A 19716-nucleotide genomic window follows, 5' to 3' on the forward strand; every position below is an offset into this window, starting at 1 on the left:
GCGAGGATTGCCGCACTTTGCGAGTCGTAGTTAACGACGCCGTATTAAAATTGTGGAAAATGAGGTCTGTTTATGTCGCAAGAACAAAAGCAAATTCGTTCAGAAGTCACTAGCGATGGTAAGCTCAAGTTGAGTATCGCTACCGTTCCGGTTCCGGAGCCAAGAGATCATGAAGTTGTGATCAAGGTAGAGGCCTCTCCCATTAATCCGTCTGACTTAGGCTTGCTGTTGGGGCCAGCAGATGTAGAGACTATCCAAGTGTCTGGATCCTCCCGCGACCCTATTGTCACAATGGATATTTCCCCAAACTTTCTAAAGGCGCTGACGGCTAGATTGGATCAGTCGCTACCTGTCGGTAATGAAGGCGGTGGCGTCGTCATCGCCGCCGGCAAAGATTGTGCTCATTTGATGGGTAAGGTCGTGGGCGCAGTTGGTGGTGAAATGTATAGTCAATATCGCTGTGTTCCCGCAGCAGCTTGTATCGTGATGAATGAAGGCACTACCTCAAAACAGGCGGCATCATGCTTTGTTAACCCGATGACCTCGCAAAGTATGGTTGAAAATATGCGTCTCGAAGGTCGTAAAGGGCTGGTTCATACGGCGGCGGCATCTAACCTTGGGCAAATGCTAGTAAAAATTTGCCAAGCGGATAACGTGCCTTTGGTTAATATCGTCCGTAAGCCAGAACAGGTTGAGCTTCTAAAAAGTTTGGGTGCGGAACACGTTTGTGATTCGAGCCTGCCGAGTTTTAAAGAAGACTTGGTGGCTGCACTGGATGCAACCGGTGCGACGATTGCTTTTGATGCTATTGGTGGTGGCAAGTTAGCCGGGCAGATTCTAACGGCAATGGAAACATCAATTAATAAACGTGCCACTGAGTATAGCCGCTACGGTTCTGCTGAGCATAAACAGGTTTATATCTATGGTGGCCTAGATCGAAGTGCAACAATTTTGAATCGTGGTTTTGGTATGGCTTGGAGTGTGGGAGGTTGGTTGTTGACACCTTTCTTGGCTCGCTTGAACGGTGAGGATGTTCAGCGTCTGAGGCAGCGTGTCGCTGATGAAATTGATACCACATTCGCAAGCCATTACACGCAAGAAATCTCTTTAGAAGAGGCTTTGTCAGAGGATGTTCTGCGTGCCTATGCGAAACAAGCGACTGGCGAAAAGTACCTTATATGCCCACACAGTTAGTACCCTTAAGTTCAATAGTAACAATGCATTATAGTTAGGAAAAAGAATGACGATAGATGATTTACTGAACACCGTGCGCTCAAAGCCGGAAAGTGTTGAATTTACGCAAGTGATGGATGTGATTGAGAATAATTACAGCTACACACCCACTAGCTTTCACAATGGAGAGTTGCTAAATGATGCGGGAACGAATGAGGGTTCCTGTAAAATTTTTTATTTTGCGCAACTCAATAATCTCAGCGAAATGGAAACCTTGGCGCTGTTTGGCCATTATTATCGTGATGATGTAATGGGTAACCCCGGCGGTGATGATCACGGCAATATTCGCAATTTTATATTGGACGGTTGGTTGGGTATCCGTTTTGAGGGTGAGGCTTTAACGCCTATAGTGTGACGGTTTTATTGTTGTGATAGCGTCAAAAAGGCCTGCAGTTGTTTGGTGCGGGCCTTTTTTAATTCTGACTTCTTTAAGTGCTTATTTGCCGGTGACAGGGTGAGGGGCTATTCGACCAAAAGGCCCGCGAGAATCGCAAAGGATTCGCCATAGCCCGGAAAGCGCCGAAGCCCTTCTTGAATAAACTGGCCCTGGCTAATGTCTTTACTGTAATAACGGTAAGCTAGATCGATAAACCAGTTTTGGTCGGCGGCGGTTTCTATCGGAATGGCTTTATAGTCTGGTGCTTCCGAAGCCTCTCCAGTGAGTTCTGCCAGTTTGTATTCGAATGCTTTTTGACTCATAGCGTTAACCGAGTCATTCATTTGCTGGCTAGTGCAGGCAGTTAAAAAGCAAGCTAGGACAATGGTGGTTAGAGACGTTAACTGTATTTTCCTTGGAGTAGTACATTTCATAGTCTTTTTCCATGAGTTAAATAATGCTGAGCACAGTATTGTACTTTAAAGACCTTGTATACGTTAGGAGTCACAGTTCTCTTCGTGTGCACAGTTAACGCTTATCATTTCCCGTGCAATCGTGGGCTCAGCCCATAGTTTTGTCACTTACTTTACCTTCCAGGCCTTGCAATGTGTGCCGTCATCGGGTTTCATAAACTCGTTTGTTGCCGCAATGGAGAATGGAAACATGGAGCGAAAACCCTCACCCGAGAAAGAAATATCACAAGCCTTTGTTATTAACGACAAAGGCGAAGAAATTCCTATCACCGATGAGATGGTGCAGCGTTCGATGCGGGATGTGAAGCTCCAATCAATTGGCACACACACGGGTTATCACAAGGTGATTACCGACGACATGCTGGAGAAAAGCAAAGGCTGATCGATACTACTCAACCCTTTCCTGTTCTATCCGTAAGTCCCTGATCGCCCATCGTAGTCCCGATTCCGTCACGCCGTTGCATAGCGCGCAAGCACTCCAATTGAGCGTCTGAGATCTAATTAGCTCGTATTAAGAGGCCTTTCATGTCGTCTATTAGGCGTATTTTTCGCCCGGATATAGCGATTGTTCTTTCCATCGCAACGTTTATAGCGTTAGTTTTATCGATTCTATTGCTCAATATGCACACTGCACGTCAAATTGATGAGTCCAGTTTGGCGATCAATCTAGCAGGTCGTCAACGCATGCTAACGCAGCGTATGGAATATCTTCTTTTGGCAATGGACTCCCAGAAGCAGGGCGGTGACCAACGAGAACGAGTTACGCTGCTATCGGAACTAGACCGTGCAATATATCTCTTTGATAGCACGCTGACCGCGCTGCACTCGGGTGGTGAGGTAGTAGATAGCGCAGGAGCGCCAGCTTACCTAAGAGCTCGCGAAGCCGAGCGGGTGAGAGAGTTACTGCGCAACGGTCTTAGCGAATGGGCCGTGTACCGTCGGCACATTGACGAGGTTCTCAATGGACAGCGTGCAGCAAGCGGCGATTACTCGAATTTTGAGATCCTCTACACCTTGATGAACCAGGTCACCACGGGTATTGATTTGGGGGCGCGGGAACAGGCCGCTACTCTGCGGCGTTACCAGGCCGTAGCCGTTGTTATTGTGCTTGCACATTTCTTGTTGATCTTGTGGCAAATTCGATCGCGCTACCGGTCGCTCACTCATAATAATCGTATGTTACGGCGCTTGATTAACTCAGTAGGGAGCGCAATTCTCGTATTTGACGAGCGTGACCGTGTCAGTTACACCAATAAAGCGGCTGAAGAGTTATTTAGAGCGAAAGCTGGCGCATTGAGAAACCTTACGCTGGATGAGCTAGTGATTGAACACACTGCCGAGCCGCGGGCCGTGCGCACAGATGGCACTCAGTTTGTTGCTCGCTATGAAATGGTTAATTTGAATTTCTCTGGTGATGTGGTCAAAGTATTAAGCATTTCTGATCTTACTGAGTACCAGCGATCGAAAGAAAAATGGCGTCACATAGCGCACCACGATATTTTAACCGGACTATCCAATCGATTAGCATTCGAGCAACGCGCCCACGAAGCCTTTTCTGAAGCGAGCCGATACAAAGAGAAAGTCGCAGTCCTTACCATAGACCTTAATGGGTTCAAGTCCGTTAATGATCGGTATGGGCACGCCGTTGGTGATCGACTGCTTAAAGAGATTGCTAGTCAGTTTAGAGGTTGTGTGCGGGCTGAGGATCTTGTGGCGAGGCTTGGGGGGGACGAGTTTCTTGTGTTGTTGACCAGGCTCCCCCGTGATGAAGAAGCATCCCATAAAGTGGCTCAAGTCTGCGCGCATTTACTGCGTGCGGCTCAGGTTCCTGTCGACACGCCCGATGGGCTGGTAAGTATTTCCGCGAGTATTGGTGTTAGCTATTACCCAGATGACGGTAATGGACTTGGTGATGTCCAAAGATCGTCCGATGCGGCTATGTACAGAGCAAAAAAGCAGGGCGTGGGTTGTGAGCTAGCGCCTGATGTCTCAAAACACTAAATTAATTGCTTCACTGACACATAGCTGAAAGCAAACCGCAAACCGCAAGCCGCCTTTCTTTAAGACCAAGGGCTTGTTAAGAGTATGGAGAGTAGATGTATGTTGCGGAACTGTTTGTGCGATTCCGGGAAAGTGTTTGCCGAATGCTGTGAGCCTTATCTCAATGAATCACAGGTCGCCAAAACCCCTGTTCAATTGATGCGTTCACGCTATGTAGCCTACGCGCTTGGAGGATATGGAGAGTATCTTTTAAAAACTTGGTTTCCCGCAACCGCTCAGGGATTGGATGCCGCTGAGTTGTCCCAACGTACAATCAATTGGCAGCGCTTAGAGGTGGTCAACAAAGCGCAACACGGTGACCACGGAACTGTCGAGTTTAACGCGTATTTTTTACCCGAGCATGCAGACCAGCTTGAAACAATGCATGAAGTATCAGAGTTCCAGCGCATCGCAGGCCGCTGGCTATACGTTGGAAAAGTGGTGTCGTCCAGTAGTGCTTAAACAGGTCATTCTTTCAAGCGAGCTAAATAACAAACGCTAGCTACGCTATTTAGCTCGCTTGAAATCTATGCCGTTACATCTTGTCCATTGTCTCGATACCGAGAATGTCTAACCCCAAATGAATCGAGCGTGCCGTTAAATGGCAAAGTTGCAATCGAGACTGACGTTGTTCTGCCGTTACCTCGTCTTTGAGTATGGGGCATGCTTCATAGAAACGCATAAATAGACTGGCTAACTCGTATAAATAGTTACACAAGTGATGTGGGTACGCATCGGCAGCGACGAGTTCCAGCACCTCCTCCAGCTGTAAGCACTGTTTCGCCAATGCGTGCTCTTCAGCCGAAGCAATCGACACGTCTCCAGTTAAGTTATCAGGAGTCATTGCCGCTTTACGGAAAATGCTTTGAATGCGGGTGTAAGCATACTGAAGATAAGGGGCTGTGTTGCCTTCGAAAGACAGCATCGTGTCCCAATTAAACACGTAATCGTTCGTACGTGTTTTACATAAATCGGCATATTTAATCGCACCAATCCCTACCTTTTGTGCAACAGACAGTCGTTCCTCATTGCTTAAGGCTGGATCTTTTTCAGCGATAATTTTTTCCGCTCGGTCTATAGCTTCATCGACCAATTCAATTAACTTAACTGTGCCGCCGCTGCGTGTTTTAAAGGGCTTGCCATCTTGTCCTAGCATGGTGCCAAACGCGTGATGCTCGAGGCGAACAGATTCCGGTGCGAAACCTGCTTTTTTCGCGATAATAAATACTTGTTGTAAATGCAAAGATTGACGGCTATCAACGATCACCATGACGCGATCGGCTTGCAGTGTTTCGACGCGATATCGAATCGCTGCAAGATCTGATGTTGAATATAAATAGCCACCATCTTTCTTTTGCACAATAGCAACACTGGGGTTTCCTTCTTTGTCGGCTAGCTCTTCAAGGAAGACAACTTGGGCACCTTGGTCTTCCTTAGCTAAGCCGCAGGCTTTGAGGTCTTCAATAACTTTTGGCAGGTCATCGTTATAAAAGCTCTCCCCACGAACATCCGAAGGCGTTAATGTAATATTCAGTTTTTGATAAGCGTCTTGCGCGTGCTGTAGCGAAATCTCACGAAACTTTTCCCACAGTGCGAGAATTTGCTCATCACCTGATTGAAGTCGCACAACATATTGGCGAGCGGTATTAGCGAACTCTGGATCGGCGTCGAAATGTATTTTGGCTTGCTGATAGAAGGTTTCTAAGTCCTTGAGTGCAAGAGTTGCCTGCTCGCCTGCCTGCATCTGTTGCTCCAGCTCACCGATGAGCATGCCGAATTGTGTGCCCCAGTCGCCCACATGGTTTTGACGAATAACTCTGTGCCCAAGGAACTCAAGTAGCCTCGCCAATGTGTCGCCAATGATGGTCGAGCGTATGTGGCCCACGTGCATTTCTTTGGCTAAGTTAGGCGAAGAGTAATCGATAACGACGTTGTGTTGCTCATGGGCTGTTGCAATTGACAGCCGATCGGATGCAAGCGCCGCGTTACTTTGGCTGCTGAGCCACGTTGGGCTGAGGTGAATGTTAATGAAGCCGGGCCCGGCAATATCTACTTTTGACGCGATACCGTCGAGTGCAAGGTTGTTGACGATATCTTGCGCAATATCTCTAGGCTTTTTGCCCATGGTCTTTGCGGCGCCCATTGCGCCATTTGCTTGATAGTCCCCGAACTCGGGTTTTTTGCTTAGCGCAATAACCGGATTGCATTCCTCCGGAACGCCGGCGGCAGTCATGGCGGCCTTCACATGGGTTTCAAGCAGGGTGCGGATATTCATTGTGTTTAATTACTCTCGGTGGGTGTTCAATGGGGCGTTTATGTTGCGGTCGCTGAGCGACCGAGTGTTCGCGCGCCTTGCTTCCATTGCTTAAAACCGTTAATTATACTGACGTTCTTTTGCTCGCGCGACTCCATTGACCCTTGATGGGGGTGAGCTTGCCACACGAAGCGCTAAGAGGTGAAGTGATGATAATCGAAGAGAATACGGATAAGGTACAAGTCTCTATTGAACAAGGGGTTATGCATATCCTGCTAAACCGTCCTGAGGCTAAAAATGCTCTATCGCTTGCGATGTATAAAAAGCTAGCAGGTTCGGTGGCGGCAGCCAACGATAACCCTGAAGTGCGAGCGGTATTGATCAGTGGCGCAGGTGGAAGTTTTACCAGTGGCAATGATTTAGCGGATTTTATGAGCCACAAAGGTGACATCGATCCGGAGATAAACCCAACGCCTAAGTTTATGCGAGCCCTGCTGTTTTGCGACAAACCTGTTGTCGCTGCCGTACAGGGGCCTGCGGTGGGGATTGGTACAACGTTATTACTGCATTGTGATTTAGTGTATGCCGGTGAGAGCGCGTATTTTAAATTGCCATTTGCAAGCCTGGGTGTATGTCCTGAATTCGCATCTAGCGCGATATTGCCTCGTATGATGGGGCACCCGAAAGCGGCTGAACTGTTTTACTTCGGTGCCTCAGCGTCTCCAGAAGAGGCGGAAAAGCTAGGTATCGTCAATAAAGTATTTAGCGATGAGGCCCTGCTCGATGAAGCTAAAGCGCGTTGCCTTCAATTGAGCGAGCAGCCCGCTTCCGCGCTACGTGCGACAAAGCAGCTTTTGAAGCATGACATTAGAGAGGAAGCGCAAAAGATTATGGATCGAGAGCAGGTGCATTTTCGTCAGGGGCTGCAATCACCGGAGTTTACCGAAGCGGTAACGGCGTTTAGTGAAAAGCGCGCACCGAACTTTAAGCAATTTTCCTAACGGCCTTCGCAGCGCTTTCTTTAACCGCGGCTGGACAATCTTTCTAGCCGTTGGTTTTCCCTTTTTCTTGTTTCTTCTTCCAAGGTTAAGTTAAGTCCACACTTCTAACCAAAATTTACGAGATTCTCTGTCGATTCCGCTCCGTTATCCGCTAAACTAGAGAGAGTTTTCAATCCGTATGTTGCACATCCAAAACACTGGAACGTTCACGTAGTTATCTGGTCTCTGTTTGTTGTTTTTACTTCACATTATCTAGGCATTCACGTTTATGAATAAAATGGTTTTAGTTGCCGCCGCAGGCGTCGTCATCGTTGCAGGTGGCATTCTCATCAAGGAAGCTAGTGCGCCTGATCCCGGTGATCGTGCGGCAATGATGCGTGGAGGGTTCTCGGTAGCTGTTGAGTCGACGGTGGTTGAACGAGTCTCGTGGACAGTAACTGCGGAAGCTGTGGGCACAGCTTATGCCAATGAATCAGTTGAAATCACCTCAAATGTCAGTGACACCGTCAAATCTGTCCACTTTGAAGACGGTCAGCGGGTTGAAGCCGGTAGCGTTCTCGTGGTGTTAAACCACAATGAAGAAGATGCTGAATTGCAGGTGTCGAAGGCGAACCTTGCCGAGCAAACCCGCGAAGTCAAAAGACTATCTGGCTTAGTGCAGAGTAAATCGGTATCTCAAAGCTTATTGGATGAGCGATTGACCGCACAAGAAACCGCCAAGTACCGTCTCGCAGCCGTAGAAGCACGCTTAAAGGATCGCTACATTAAAGCCCCCTTTTCTGGGGTGCTGGGTTTGCGAGAGGTTAGCATTGGTTCTTATGTTTCCCCAGGGCGAGTGATTACGACTTTGGATGATATTGAAACGATCAAGCTCGATTTCTCAATTCCAGCAATCTATTTAGGGTACCTAAAACCAAACTTGGATGTCTCTGCCGTATCACCAGCGTTCCCCGATAAAGTCTTTGCTGGAAAGATTGCGACCATCGATTCCCGCATCAACGAAATCGATCGCTCTTTGAAGCTACGCGCGGTGATCCCCAATCCGGATATGTTGCTACGGCCGGGTATGTTGTTGCATATAGAAATGGTGTTAGATGTGCGCGATACCATCGTCGTTCCTGAGTCTTCCATTGTGCAGGAGCAAGACAAACACTATGTCTATGTGATTGAAGGTGAAGAAAAGAAAGTTGCTAAAAGACAGGTGGTTGAGATTGGTGTGCGTAAGCCTGGCCAGGTCGAAATACTCAGTGGCCTTACCGAAGGGCAACACATCATTAGTCGAGGAACAAATACAGTGCGAGAGGGAAGGCCAGTCCGCATAGTCAACCAAGAACCGGAACAGCCAGCTAGCTAACACGTTACTATTAGACGGACGCCTTACACATGTTTCTTTCCGATTTATCTATACGCCGCCCAGTTTTTGCTACTGTCATTAGTCTGGTGCTGATTCTTTTTGGTCTGGTATCGTTTGAGCGATTGGCATTGCGCGAATACCCCATGACAGACGCGCCCCTGGTTTCTATTACTACGGCCTACCGAGGTGCCTCGGCTTCGGTAGTTGAAACACGCATTACGCAAGTCATTGAAGATCGGATCTCCGGTATCGAAGGGATTAAGTCGGTCAACTCGTCTAGCTCCGACGGTGTATCACGCATCAATATCGAATTTACACTCGACCGTGACTTAGAATCAGCGACTAATGATGTGCGTGACAGGGTGTCGAGTGTGTTACGTGCGCTCCCCGAAGAAGCTAGCCCTCCATCAGTTCGAAAATCAGAATCGGATGGCCGACCCATTATCTGGTTCAATTTGCAGTCTGATCGCCTCAATACATTAGAGTTAACGGATTATGCGGAACAATTTCTCGTTGACCCACTGAGTGTTGTAGATGGTGTAGCAAGAGTTAATATTTCCGGTGGTAAAACCTATGCCATGCGCATATGGCTCGATCGCAAAGAAATGGCCGCGCGTGGCGTGACGGTTAGCAACGTTGAAAGCGCACTACGCGCTGAAAACGTTGAGCTTCCAGCCGGAAGCGTGAAGTCGGAGTCTCGAGATTTCGCTGTGCGTATGCAGCGCAGTTACATGGATGAAGAAGATTTTCGGAATCTCGTCTTACGCCGTGGTGACGATGGTTATTTGATTCGTTTGGGTGACGTCGCGCGAATCGAGCTCGGCGCGGAAGAAGAGCGGGCGACTTTCCGAGGTAACGGCGTCAATATGGTGGGCATTGGCATTGTGCAGCAAAGCACTGCCAATACGCTATCGATGGCTCGTGCGGTCAAAGCGGAAGCGGAACGGCTAGCTCAGAACTTGCCGGAAGGTATGGATCTAGAGTCCAGTAGTGATATGACGGTGTTTGTAGAATACGCCGTTAATGAAGTGTACAAAACGCTATTTATTGCCGCAGCGCTGGTTGTATTTGTTATTTATATCTTCCTTGGCGATCACCGCGCCATGCTGGTTCCTGCGGTAACTCTGCCAGTCTCACTTATCGCCACCTTTATTGTTTTATATGTCTTAGGTTTTTCTGTAAATCTGCTAACGCTTCTTGCTCTAGTACTGGCTATTGGTCTAGTGGTCGACGATGGTATCGTCGTCCTAGAAAATATTCACCGCAGGATTCGTTTGGGCGAGTCTCCGATGGTGGCTGCCTATCGCGGTGCTGGTCAAGTTGGTTTTGCTATTATCGCGACGACGTTAGTGCTGATCGCGGTGTTTGTTCCCATTACGTTTATGGAAGGCGAGATTGGCCGGTTGTTTAGCGAGTTCTCGATCACCATGGCTGCAGCGGTAGCCTTTTCGAGCCTGATTGCACTCACCTTATCGCCCGTTGTATGTACGTTAGTGCTTAAAGCAGAGACGCCCGAGGAAAAAGAAAAACGAGAAAATAGCTGGTTTAAAAACGTAGAAGAATTATACAGACGCGCGTTACTTGCGGTCGTTAAGTTTCCGTTACCTATCAATGTCATCTACGTCTTGTTGCTGGTTCTTGTGGGTTTTCTGCTGATGAAGATCCCGTCCGAGTTCGCGCCTCGAGAAGATCGTGGCTTAGCGATGCAAATCGTATCCGGTCCTGAGGGTGGGTCTTACGAAGATACGATGAAAACGGTACTCCAGATTGAGGAGCGTTTGATGCCGCTTGTTGAGGCTGGTGAAATTAAGCGCTTGCTGCTGCGCGTTCCTGGATCTGGGTCTGGAAGTAGTTTTAACAATGCGCGTGCGATTTTGGTGCTGGAAGACTGGGGGCAGCGTCGCTCTATTTGGGAAATTATCAATGACGTTAGGCGGCGTACTGCCGATGTAGCCGGCGCGAGAATTTTTACAGTGACTCCCCAAGCATTTGGTGGTGGCGGTGGCAATCCTGTGCAGTTCGTTTTGCAGGGTAGTACTTATGAAGAGCTCGCTGAGTGGCGGGACATTATGCTGGAAAAAGCACAAGAAAACCCCGGTATTCGCGGTTTAGACGACGACTTCAAAGAAACCAAACCGCAAATTCGCATTGAAATAAATCGCGACCGCGCAGCTGCGCTAGGTGTCTCCGTGACCACAATCGGTCGAACCTTAGAAACCATGTTGGGGTCGAGACTCGTTACAACGTTTATGTACAACGGTGAGGAGCGAGATGTCATTGTGGAAGGGATGCGCAGCGACAACGCGAGTAAATTGGATTTGAGGAATATCTATGTTCATTCATCGGCGACAAACCAATTAGTGAAATTGGCAAACTTAGTCACGCTTGAGGAATTTGCTGGGCCGGATCGACTAAATCGATACAACCGAAAACGCTCAATAACCTTAAGTGGCAGTCTCGCCGATGGTTACAGTTTGGGAGAGGCTTTGACGTACCTAGAAAATACAGCGAAAGCCGAGCTGCCGCCATATGCGGCCTTTGATTACAAAGGTGAGTCACTTTTGTACAAAGAATCGAGTGGTTCTATTTATTTTGTTTTTGCGTTGGCGCTCATTGTTGTGTTCTTAGTACTGGCGGCGCAGTTTGAAAGTTTTGTGCAGCCCGTCATTATTATGTTGACGGTACCGCTTGCTGTGGGTGGTGCGTTGCTAGGGTTGTACTTCTTCGGTCAGAGCCTAAATATTTACAGTCAAATCGGCATTATTATGCTGGTTGGCTTAGCCGCGAAAAACGGTATTTTAATCGTCGAGTTTTCCAACCAGCTGCGTGATGAAGGCGTCGAGTTTGTCGAATCAATCATGGTGGCGTCTGTTCAACGCTTGCGACCTATCTTGATGACAGCGGTGACGACTATTGCGGGCTCTATTCCCCTAGTCATTGCGACTGGTGCCGGCTCTGAATCTCGATTTGTTATCGGCTTAGTGGTGATATCGGGTGTCTCACTCACGACGCTTCTAACACTGTTTGTCGTGCCCACCGCTTATCAGATGTGGGCAAAACGCACACAGTCGCCAGCGGCCGTTGAACAACGTTTGAACGATGAACTAGAAGAAGACAAGAAAAAAGCCTGGGTGCGTACTACGCAAGAGTCGCTCAACCCGCACAGTAGTGACGGGATTGACCTGCCTTAGCTCTAAGGGTGAAACACAAGAATGTGTTTCATAAATTAGTCGAACCGGTATGCCGGTAGTGACAAAACTCGTTCTGCGTTTTGGGCTGCGCCCGCCGTCGCTAAGCTCCCGCGCCCAAATTCGTTCCAGACGAATTTGTCGCCGGCCTCTGGTACTAAGCAAAGCTCGGTTCTTAAGAAATTGAATTCACATGGTGGGGGGCTGCGCGACAGAGGCCGGATTGAATCAATATCGCTTGTGGCGATTTTGACCCTTAGGGCTTCGCCGCTGAAAAACGCGGCTCGTTCCAAAATACTCCTATTCGTCGTATCTTGTCGAACCGGTATGCCGGTTCTCGCCAACCCCTGGTGCCAAAAAAAATGCCCGCATAGTGCGGGCATTTGTTTTTGGTACCAGAGGCCGGACTCGAACCGGCACGCTTTTAAGGGCGGGGGATTTTGAATCCCGTAAAAATTCACTAAAATCAATAGGTTAAAGCTTGTGTGTAGTTTTGGTGTGCAGTCTACACAGTTCGCGTATACAAAAAAACCGGTTACTAAGAACCGGTTTTCAAATTTGGTAGCGATACCCGGAGTCGAACCGGGATGCCCGAAGGCGCGGCATTTTGAATGCCGTGCGTCTACCAATTCCGCCATATCGCCAGAGCCGCGCATAATACAGGTGAGGCTTGAATTTGACAATACTTCTACGAAGATTTTCCTACAAGAACACTAAGTGTATATACAGTGGTTTTGAAAGAGGTTGTTTTTTGACCGATTGTTCGCTCACCCAGTAGTCCATAAGCCTCCCCCTGATCATTCAAATGACGTTATCGGCGTCACTGCAAAATCAACCTGTGAAGCAATTCCTGTGATGTTCGTCACACTGGTTTACAATCCGGCGGTTGCACGTAAAATCTTAAATAATGGAATAACCACATGAACGAGAAGCTATATCTTACCCAAGAAGATTTGTATCGGTTCGGTAACGCCACTTCCAGCCGCATTAATCGTGTCAGGGTTGGCGAAATCAATACAACGGAACAGAACGGCATCACGATGATCATTGCAAATGATAAGGGTGTAAGCCTGTTCAATGAGGAAGGAATGAGGCGCAGTCCTTTAACGGGCTGGGTATGGGAAATCAAAAGTAGAACCGCAATTCCGCAAGGTCTAAGGCTGGTTCAAAAAGGCTCGAAAGGTCATCACATGTTGGTGCCTGTTAAGACTATGCCCTTGTCTCAATACATTAGCCTACTTGAACAAATGGCTATCCACTGTCAAAAAGTATTTAAAAAGGCTGTATAGGTGTCAATTATGGAAAGCTTAAATTTATCGCTTGACCAAGGTTCATTCAACCTGATTTGGCGTTCACTCCATGCCAGAGAAAAAGAATTGCTAAGCATAGTCGAGAATTTTGGTGATGATTCTGACGAGGGTGCAGACGCACTAAACGATATTGTGGCATTACGCCTTTATATTGATGAACTCAAGGAACAGGCTGAAAAGGTGTTTTCAGATAAGAATGCATTTATTCTCGAAGATATACAGATGGAAGTTGGCGCTATGCATGTGGTAAAAAACTGATAGCAATCTACAGTCATCCGTGATGCTTACAGATTCATCACGGATGATCCCCAATACATGCAACCCGTAAAGCTGTTATTTTTTGAACGGCGAGTTAATCCACTTTAATTTTAAGTGCGCTTCCAAGCAATTTATAGTATTCCTTTCGGTCCCTTGGGTTTGGCAGTTTGTGACAGGCATAGGAAAGAGCATAAAGTGCATCTGATTCAGATATTTTTCCAGCATCAACATGCTCTGCCAGTTTTTCATCGTATATTTCTTGAAGTTCGTTATAATCACCACACTGACCACAGGCTACTTTTTTCTTGTCTCCTTTACCCTGTGGATGCTCATCTTTGTAATCAAACTGTTTATTAATATCTTCGATTGACTTTAAGCCTGTATATTTTTTACGAAAACTATCGAAGTTGTCCATGATTTCTCCAGTAAGTTGTGGTGCTAAAGCTGTAAGGGTAGCTTATAAAAACAGCACTCGCCAAAACCGAATGTCACAACCTCCCATTTCACGGCATAAACATTCAATCACTTTGCCTTCTCAATAATCTTCAAAATCTTGTTTTTATCGGCTTCACTCAGCCTCACAAAACCATCAATGACCTTAGCCAAATCATCGTCATCACAATACAAATAAGGCACGGGTACATCCAAGACAGCGCACAGCTTCTTTACCGTACTCATATCGGGGCGATGTTTACCGGTCTCATATTGATTCATTCGAGCACTGGCACCAGATTCATCAAAACCGGCTTTGATACCGAGTTCTTTCTGACTAATGTCTCTGGACATACGCACCTGCTTTAGTCGCCGTGTAAAGGTATTGATTGACTCAGCTCCAAAATTGTTCATGAAGCTAAGATTTTCTTAGTTTACGTCAAAGCTGGATACTAAGGAATCCTTAGCCTAAACTAAGGGGTTCTTAGCTGAAAAGGAGGTAAAGCCTTGAAAATTGTTCGATATTTGACCACTCTTATTGTGGTTGCCACCATCACCGCTTGTACTGATGGCGGTGTATCTTCAGCATCAAGCTTTGATCGTGAATACGGTGCATTGATCGCCCAAGGTATTCAGGAAACCGTAGATACTGAAAAAGATGGCATGTTTCTAAGCTGGGTGGCGTTAACCAAAGCCCAAACAGGCTTGGAATTAGGTGAATATGCTGTGCAATGCACCGCTGACCTGATGGCATACGCTGGTGGGGATGTACCCGAAAACGTCAAAGCCATGATGATTGAATATAAAAAGGATTCTGATGTTTTTAAAAATGCTGAACAAGTAGACCAGCTTGGCGCTATTCAAATTTCTGACTTGGTGGAAGGAAAAATACTGCATTGCCTTCGAGCGGGTAGCCTCGATTGCTGTAGCTCACAATCATAAATTACGCAGAAGGATAAACCATGAATAAATCACTACTATTGGCGGTCGTGCTTGGATTTTCGACAATGCCCTGTCTGGCATTTGAAATAGAATCTTTCGAGGTTCTTGGAATTAAAGTGGGTGACAGTGTTGAAGCTGTTGAATCAAAAATCGCTCCACTGATACCGGACCAAGAAACCAAAGAAGCGGATAATCCAAATTCAATTTTTCCCTACAACTACGACAAATTCACATGTGGAAAAATTGAAGTTGGAAAATATTCCTGCACTGGAAGTTACTACGAGAAGAGTAAAGAAACCAATTCTTTTCTTAGAGATGAGAAATTCAAATCGGTTTTTAATGATAAAGGCGAATTGTATATGATACGCCATGACTATACCGCAAAGGTTGCCGACGATTATGAATCATGCAAAAAAATAGTCTCTGAATATATAGCTGGTTTGGTGAAAATGTCGGGCAAATATTCTGATACATTTGATAAGCGTAGTATGTCATCGGTGAAATATACAGACCATTACGCGAACTCATATTATTGGTACGACTCTCGAAACAAAAAAGACAACGTTAGCTTAATGGTTGGATGCTCACAGGATGGTGGTTTGATGAAAGAACTATCAATATATGCGCCCTCATATAAAACTAAGAAAAAACCGGTCAAGGCTGAAATACGATAATGGCGTTTCTCGATAGGATAAAACTCGAAAATTCAGAACTGGTATCCACTGATGCAGACTTGATGACTGTCTACGCACTGGTGCAAAAATATTGGACTGACTACCCGCTCCCCAATCCTGAAACAGAGTCAGACAGAATCGAGCGTGAAGATAGTGCGATTAAAGTTTTCGCTGATGGTGTTGAACGCGGTCGAAAGGTCGAGGTCTGGCTCAATGTCGCCAAAGTCGATGACGGTGTAGAAATATGGTCTGCCATTGAATACCCATCAAGTAAATTCTGGTGGACTGTCTGCATTATCGGCATACCGTTTGGCTTTGGGCTTGGTTTACTCGGTGTGTTTTGGGTGCTGGATACGATTGCAGAGAAGCCCAAGGAACCTTTGCAGCGGTTTGAAAAGGTGGTTGAGTTTGTTCGAGGCAAACTGAACACCAAGTGATTTCAAGGGGCTGTATGCCCCCTTATTTTTCCCTCACCATCTTGGCTAAAACTTGCTCACGCTCGTTCTCAGGTACTGAATCAATCGGCTTGTAGAGACAGCGGTGTAAGACCGTAGACCTGAAGCACTGCTCTATACCCTCTTCGAGGGCTTCAAAAATCTCGGGGTCCACGTCGATTTCTTTAGCCCTTGATTCCATAAACTTTTGCGCCCAATCGTAAAGCATACCTTCAAACAAGGTTTTGGGGTCTACGGCTTCAATTTCAACGAAGGTGTCCCAAAGTGAACGAAGCTGAGGCGACAATTTTGTAATGGTCAAATTTTTTGTAAGTGGTGGATCAGGGTAGCTCATTGCGAACCACCACTTGAACGTTGTTCAGTGGCGAACTGTTGAAAGCTTTTGAACCCATGAGATTTACCACTGGCTTGATGTTCGCTCACTGCTTCGTCTACGTAGTATTGATTTAACTCTTTTTCGTCGGTGATTGTTCCGGGCGCTACCGCTGAACGGACATGGTATTCAATGATAGGACGCAACCGGGCAAGGATTGATTGTTTAGCGGCGTCTATGAATTTGGTTTTTTTAGCTTCGATTGCTTCCGCTGGGAATATTTCGTTTGACATGGTGTTCACCTCGTTTGTTTGTACTGATATTTAGGTGAGCAAATTTTCCCGATTTTTAAAATGCATAAATAAAATTGCAACCACTGTGTTCTTGCCGGTCCCGGTGGTTGCACCCGGTGAGTGTTTGGGTTCCTCGTTCCCACGGTTTGCACTCATTGGTTGAGACGTGCCTTCCGCGAAGTTGTGTATGTCTCGGTGAAGCCCTCATCACCCGGTTTTTCCTTTTGTTTCCGAGTGACTGAGGGCTTTATTTTTATACAGGTGTTATCGTAATCTGCTTAGCGTCAACGCTTTCCAAGTGTTCGATCAATTTAGGCTCATCGTGGATGAAATATTCAACGCTCTTTTTCTTTCTGTACTTATCTACAAATTTAACGTTGTATATTCCGAACACGCTCAACAGCTCATTTGTTATTGAATTTCGGTCTTTGTTTATCGCGCTTTTAGTAAACCCAAGTTTATTTAATTCTGTTGGCACATTCTTACAAAAGCCCTTTTCCTGAAGAGCCGTTTTCTGTTCGCTGAACTTTGGTGGTTCAATTTTCAGATCAAAGAACCCATTCACCGCAACGTCACCGCCCAATGACTCATGACTAAACAAATAAATGTCTTTGGCTTTACCATGAATCAAGCGACCGCGCCCAATGGCTTGAATTGTTTCGCTATCACTAAAATGGTGTTTAACTTCCCGCATTGAAACAGAGGTGAATGCACGATTATTCACACTCATGGCTTGACCACCAGACACCCTAACCGGCAAATCAAAGTATTCTTTATCATTGCTGCTTTCGCCAAACACCGCTACAGACAATGCCTGTATGTCTGCTTCCTGTATCAGTTGGCGACCTACTACCAGAATACAATCACAGTCATTGAAGTTGTTCATTCCGCGAAGTGCGCCAAAGTGGGAATATGTACAAGCCCCAATTTCACCGGCTAACCATTGCGGGAATTGCCCAACACCTTCAACCGATTTATAGCTGATAATGCCAACATTTTTGTACTTGGCACACATGGCTTTTAATGACTGAACAAAAGCGGCTCTGAACTGTTCGTCACCAAGTTTATTTTTGGTCACGGTGGTTTCACACTGGTACACACCAATATCAGAATTTTGTTCAATCTGAATTCTATGAAAAGGAACACTAAGGGTTTTAGTGATTACCGATTCACGCGCCGTTGCATCTAAAAACAGTTTCGGGGTTTTCTGGTAGCGACTGTGAACGGTCTTGACCTTGCTAAAACAGATTTGCTTATTTTGTATATACAGGCTTTTCAGGTGGTCATCATTGCCGGTCATGGCATACTGGAAAAGCTGTTCAAGCACTTCACTATTCTGGCAGTTGTCCGCCATATCAGTGATTGCTTTAACATATTCATAACGGCTTTTAACTGCTTGAACACCAGACCGGTTTTTATTGGCTGTACTCATAGCTGAATGATCGCGGATAACAAGCGCCCGGTGTTGAAGTGTGGCTGTTTCAAGGTCTACACCGTTCAGAACATCATTCAAAACATTGCGTACACTATCATAGTCTGATTCGAGGCTTTCCGCGCCTTCGCAAAGCTTCAAGCAATTTTCATCTACTATGATGTAATCCGGCTTCCATATTCCGTGACGGTGGGGTGAACCGGCTTTCTTTTGGTCACGAATAAACCGCGATGGCTCATTGAATAATTCGTCGTGCGTCATGATTCTTATTGAGCTATGAAACTGCTTGAACTGGCGAATATAGGCGCAAGTGTCGTACATGTGGCACATTGACCGGCTACAAACGTTTGAAGGCACCGGCACTTTTTCACGGTTGAAGAATTTTAGGTTTTTCGGATTCTCGCAAACGTGGTCACGCCCTTTGATGTGGTGAATACCGGAACCATATTCACGCTTGTACTGTTCGGCTAATTCATGATCCTGAACCAAAATCAATACACGGGGTTTTCTGTTCTTACCTAATGCTTGTTGTCGTGGTTTAAGTTCCGGTGCTGGTAGGTTGCGAATTGCTTTTAACACTTCAGTGGTTTTACCTGCCCCGGTAGATACATTAATAAACCGGCTTTCACCTGTATTAAAGAATTCTGAAACAAGTGTTTTTAATCGCTTCATGCCTTCACTGTGGCTCACCATGGCTTCAAATTGGTGGCTGCATGGTTTTGGCTTTAGTTTCTGTCTGGCGCGTCCTGTAGTCGCTGTGTAGCCATGTTCCTTGGCGATGTTGACCAATGTTCCAATGTGTCCGCGAACGTTTCCGGCTGTGATTGACCTGTCCTGTGAGTGCAAATCACGGTCAAGCTTTTCAGCATCTTCAACTTGCCAATGTGCTTTTAATGTTTGAATACCTTCACAGCCAAGGTGTTGCAGTACCGCAAGGTTTACCGGTAGCCGTTCACCCCAGTTCAGTGAATCGGGAATGAACTCTAAAAGCTGGTGAATGAATTCAGGGCTGACCGTGTTATCAGTGACGATGATTTCCGGCTGTGTGTAGCTGCATTGGCTATTGACTGCCAATGGTTGCGCGTTATCGTTGCAATAGGCTTGTGGATCATGAGACAGAAAGCAATTGTATTTAATGTGCTGCATTCGATCATCAAACACTACCGGCAATTTTAACCAGTCGCATACAAGCGCATAGGCGGCTTTGTACCGCTGTTTAGTGGTGTGTACGCTGTCGCCTTCATTGTTGGTGAAGTCAGTCAAAATACCGAATTTAAGCCCTTGCCGTGGTGATTTGAAACAATAGACCGTTTCCGGCTTGGCAATCACCAACCGTTGAACGTGGTCAATATCAATGCCGGGGTTATCCTTGGTATCAACATCAAATTGAACAATGCCGGTAATTTGCGCTTTGTCGGTGAATCGGTTTTCACCGTAGAAACACAGTGTAGGAACCATGACCGGCAATTGTGCTTTCAATTCGGCTGCATTGGTTTCAGCTTGTTGAATCTGTTCTACCAGTTGTTTCAACCTGTCGCCTTTAATCTGGTCAATTATTTCAGATAGCGGCTTGTGTACCGGGTAATTGTCGCCGGGGTGGTCAAGGTGGGTGACTGTAATCATTGTTCACACCCCGTTGACCGCTTCGCGGGTGCGCCGGGGGGCGCGTCCCTCTTTGGGGAATGAAT

The 19716-nt window shown here is 46.5% G+C and carries 20 protein-coding genes and 1 tRNA gene; 13 read left to right on the top strand and 8 right to left on the bottom strand.

What is annotated here, in order from left to right:
- Nucleotides 1-72 precede the first annotated feature (72 nt).
- Together ACZ5NB_RS05410 and ACZ5NB_RS05415 are read left to right on the top strand one after the other, a co-directional pair.
- Entirely contained in the window at nt 73-1194 is a 1122-nt protein-coding gene (locus tag ACZ5NB_RS05410; protein ID WP_460231989.1) for a zinc-binding dehydrogenase, read from the top strand.
- A gap of 46 nt (nt 1195-1240) precedes the next feature.
- Nucleotides 1241-1588, top strand: a complete 348-nt coding sequence (locus ACZ5NB_RS05415; RefSeq protein WP_460237948.1) for a HopJ type III effector protein — start codon at nt 1241-1243, stop codon at nt 1586-1588.
- A 107-nt stretch (nt 1589-1695) separates the two neighbouring features.
- Here the strand turns inward: ACZ5NB_RS05415 and ACZ5NB_RS05420 are convergent, their stop codons facing one another.
- Complete coding sequence (locus ACZ5NB_RS05420; protein WP_460237946.1) at nt 1696-2043, bottom strand: hypothetical protein; 348 nt, start codon at nt 2041-2043, stop codon at nt 1696-1698.
- Nucleotides 2044-2272: 229 nt separating this feature from the next.
- Here ACZ5NB_RS05420 and ACZ5NB_RS05425 point away from each other — a divergent pair, with 229 nt between their 5' ends.
- From ACZ5NB_RS05425 to ACZ5NB_RS05435, 3 genes are all read left to right on the top strand, one after another.
- Nucleotides 2273-2464 (top strand): PA1571 family protein, encoded by a 192-nt coding sequence (locus ACZ5NB_RS05425; RefSeq protein ID WP_460237944.1) that lies wholly within the window; start codon nt 2273-2275, stop codon nt 2462-2464.
- Between the two features lie 143 nt (nt 2465-2607).
- Nucleotides 2608-4083, top strand: a complete 1476-nt coding sequence (locus ACZ5NB_RS05430) for a diguanylate cyclase domain-containing protein (protein ID WP_460237942.1) — start codon at nt 2608-2610, stop codon at nt 4081-4083.
- 99 nt (nt 4084-4182) lie between these two features.
- The gene (locus tag ACZ5NB_RS05435) at nt 4183-4584 is read left to right on the top strand and encodes a YchJ family protein (protein ID WP_460231994.1); all 402 of its coding nucleotides are present in this window, start codon (nt 4183-4185) and stop codon (nt 4582-4584) included.
- A gap of 73 nt (nt 4585-4657) precedes the next feature.
- On the opposite strand, the gene argS is transcribed toward ACZ5NB_RS05435, so the two are convergent.
- A complete protein-coding gene (gene argS / locus ACZ5NB_RS05440; protein ID WP_460231995.1) occupies nt 4658-6397 on the bottom strand; it encodes an arginine--tRNA ligase in 1740 nt (579 codons plus the stop codon).
- Nucleotides 6398-6585: 188 nt separating this feature from the next.
- Here argS and ACZ5NB_RS05445 point away from each other — a divergent pair, with 188 nt between their 5' ends.
- The 3 genes from ACZ5NB_RS05445 (at nt 6586) to ACZ5NB_RS05455 (ending at nt 11922) form a co-directional block, all read left to right on the top strand.
- Nucleotides 6586-7377 carry an enoyl-CoA hydratase gene (locus ACZ5NB_RS05445; RefSeq protein ID WP_460237941.1) on the top strand — a complete coding sequence of 264 codons (792 nt, stop codon included), beginning with the start codon at nt 6586-6588 and terminating at the stop codon, nt 7375-7377.
- A gap of 268 nt (nt 7378-7645) precedes the next feature.
- Nucleotides 7646-8731: an efflux RND transporter periplasmic adaptor subunit gene (locus ACZ5NB_RS05450; protein ID WP_460237940.1), complete on the top strand. Its 1086-nt coding sequence runs from the start codon at nt 7646-7648 to the stop codon at nt 8729-8731.
- Between the two features lie 29 nt (nt 8732-8760).
- Nucleotides 8761-11922, top strand: coding sequence for an efflux RND transporter permease subunit (locus ACZ5NB_RS05455; RefSeq protein ID WP_460231998.1), 3162 nt, complete (start codon nt 8761-8763; stop codon nt 11920-11922).
- A gap of 556 nt (nt 11923-12478) precedes the next feature.
- Here the strand turns inward: ACZ5NB_RS05455 and ACZ5NB_RS05460 are convergent.
- A tRNA-Leu gene (locus ACZ5NB_RS05460) sits at nt 12479-12563 on the bottom strand.
- A 276-nt stretch (nt 12564-12839) separates the two neighbouring features.
- On the opposite strand from ACZ5NB_RS05460, the gene ACZ5NB_RS05465 reads away from it, so the two are divergent.
- Nucleotides 12840-13208, top strand: a complete 369-nt coding sequence (locus ACZ5NB_RS05465; RefSeq protein WP_464107859.1) for a Tse2 family ADP-ribosyltransferase toxin — start codon at nt 12840-12842, stop codon at nt 13206-13208.
- Between the two features lie 9 nt (nt 13209-13217).
- The gene (locus ACZ5NB_RS05470; RefSeq protein ID WP_464107860.1) at nt 13218-13487 is read left to right on the top strand and encodes a hypothetical protein; all 270 of its coding nucleotides are present in this window, start codon (nt 13218-13220) and stop codon (nt 13485-13487) included.
- Between the two features lie 94 nt (nt 13488-13581).
- Here the strand turns inward: ACZ5NB_RS05470 and ACZ5NB_RS05475 are convergent, their stop codons facing one another.
- Both ACZ5NB_RS05475 and ACZ5NB_RS05480 read right to left on the bottom strand, forming a co-directional pair.
- Entirely contained in the window at nt 13582-13902 is a 321-nt protein-coding gene (locus tag ACZ5NB_RS05475; protein ID WP_464107861.1) for a hypothetical protein, read from the bottom strand.
- A gap of 107 nt (nt 13903-14009) precedes the next feature.
- Complete coding sequence (locus ACZ5NB_RS05480; RefSeq protein WP_464107862.1) at nt 14010-14333, bottom strand: helix-turn-helix domain-containing protein; 324 nt, start codon at nt 14331-14333, stop codon at nt 14010-14012.
- Between the two features lie 93 nt (nt 14334-14426).
- On the opposite strand from ACZ5NB_RS05480, the gene ACZ5NB_RS05485 reads away from it, so the two are divergent.
- From ACZ5NB_RS05485 to ACZ5NB_RS05495, 3 genes are read left to right on the top strand one after another with little or no spacing between them, the layout of a single operon-like run.
- Nucleotides 14427-14861, top strand: coding sequence for a hypothetical protein (locus ACZ5NB_RS05485; RefSeq protein ID WP_464107863.1), 435 nt, complete (start codon nt 14427-14429; stop codon nt 14859-14861).
- Between the two features lie 20 nt (nt 14862-14881).
- Complete coding sequence (locus ACZ5NB_RS05490; RefSeq protein ID WP_464107864.1) at nt 14882-15535, top strand: hypothetical protein; 654 nt, start codon at nt 14882-14884, stop codon at nt 15533-15535.
- On the top strand, nt 15535-15972 hold the full coding sequence (locus tag ACZ5NB_RS05495; RefSeq protein ID WP_464107865.1) for a hypothetical protein: 438 nt from the start codon (nt 15535-15537) through the stop codon (nt 15970-15972). The genes ACZ5NB_RS05490 and ACZ5NB_RS05495 overlap by 1 nt, the downstream gene beginning before the upstream one ends.
- Before the next feature lie 22 nt (nt 15973-15994).
- Here the strand turns inward: ACZ5NB_RS05495 and ACZ5NB_RS05500 are convergent, their stop codons facing one another.
- The 3 genes from ACZ5NB_RS05500 to ACZ5NB_RS05510 all read right to left on the bottom strand — a co-directional run bounded on the left by ACZ5NB_RS05500 (nt 15995) and on the right by ACZ5NB_RS05510 (nt 19651).
- On the bottom strand, nt 15995-16324 hold the full coding sequence (locus tag ACZ5NB_RS05500) for a hypothetical protein (RefSeq protein WP_464107866.1): 330 nt from the start codon (nt 16322-16324) through the stop codon (nt 15995-15997).
- Nucleotides 16321-16596 carry a hypothetical protein gene (locus tag ACZ5NB_RS05505; RefSeq protein ID WP_464107867.1) on the bottom strand — a complete coding sequence of 92 codons (276 nt, stop codon included), beginning with the start codon at nt 16594-16596 and terminating at the stop codon, nt 16321-16323. The genes ACZ5NB_RS05500 and ACZ5NB_RS05505 overlap by 4 nt, the downstream gene beginning before the upstream one ends.
- Nucleotides 16597-16849: 253 nt before the next feature.
- Nucleotides 16850-19651: a BT4734/BF3469 family protein gene (locus tag ACZ5NB_RS05510; protein WP_464107868.1), complete on the bottom strand. Its 2802-nt coding sequence runs from the start codon at nt 19649-19651 to the stop codon at nt 16850-16852.
- Nucleotides 19652-19716 lie beyond the last annotated feature (65 nt).

It is taken from the genome of Aurantivibrio plasticivorans (assembly GCF_055392955.1).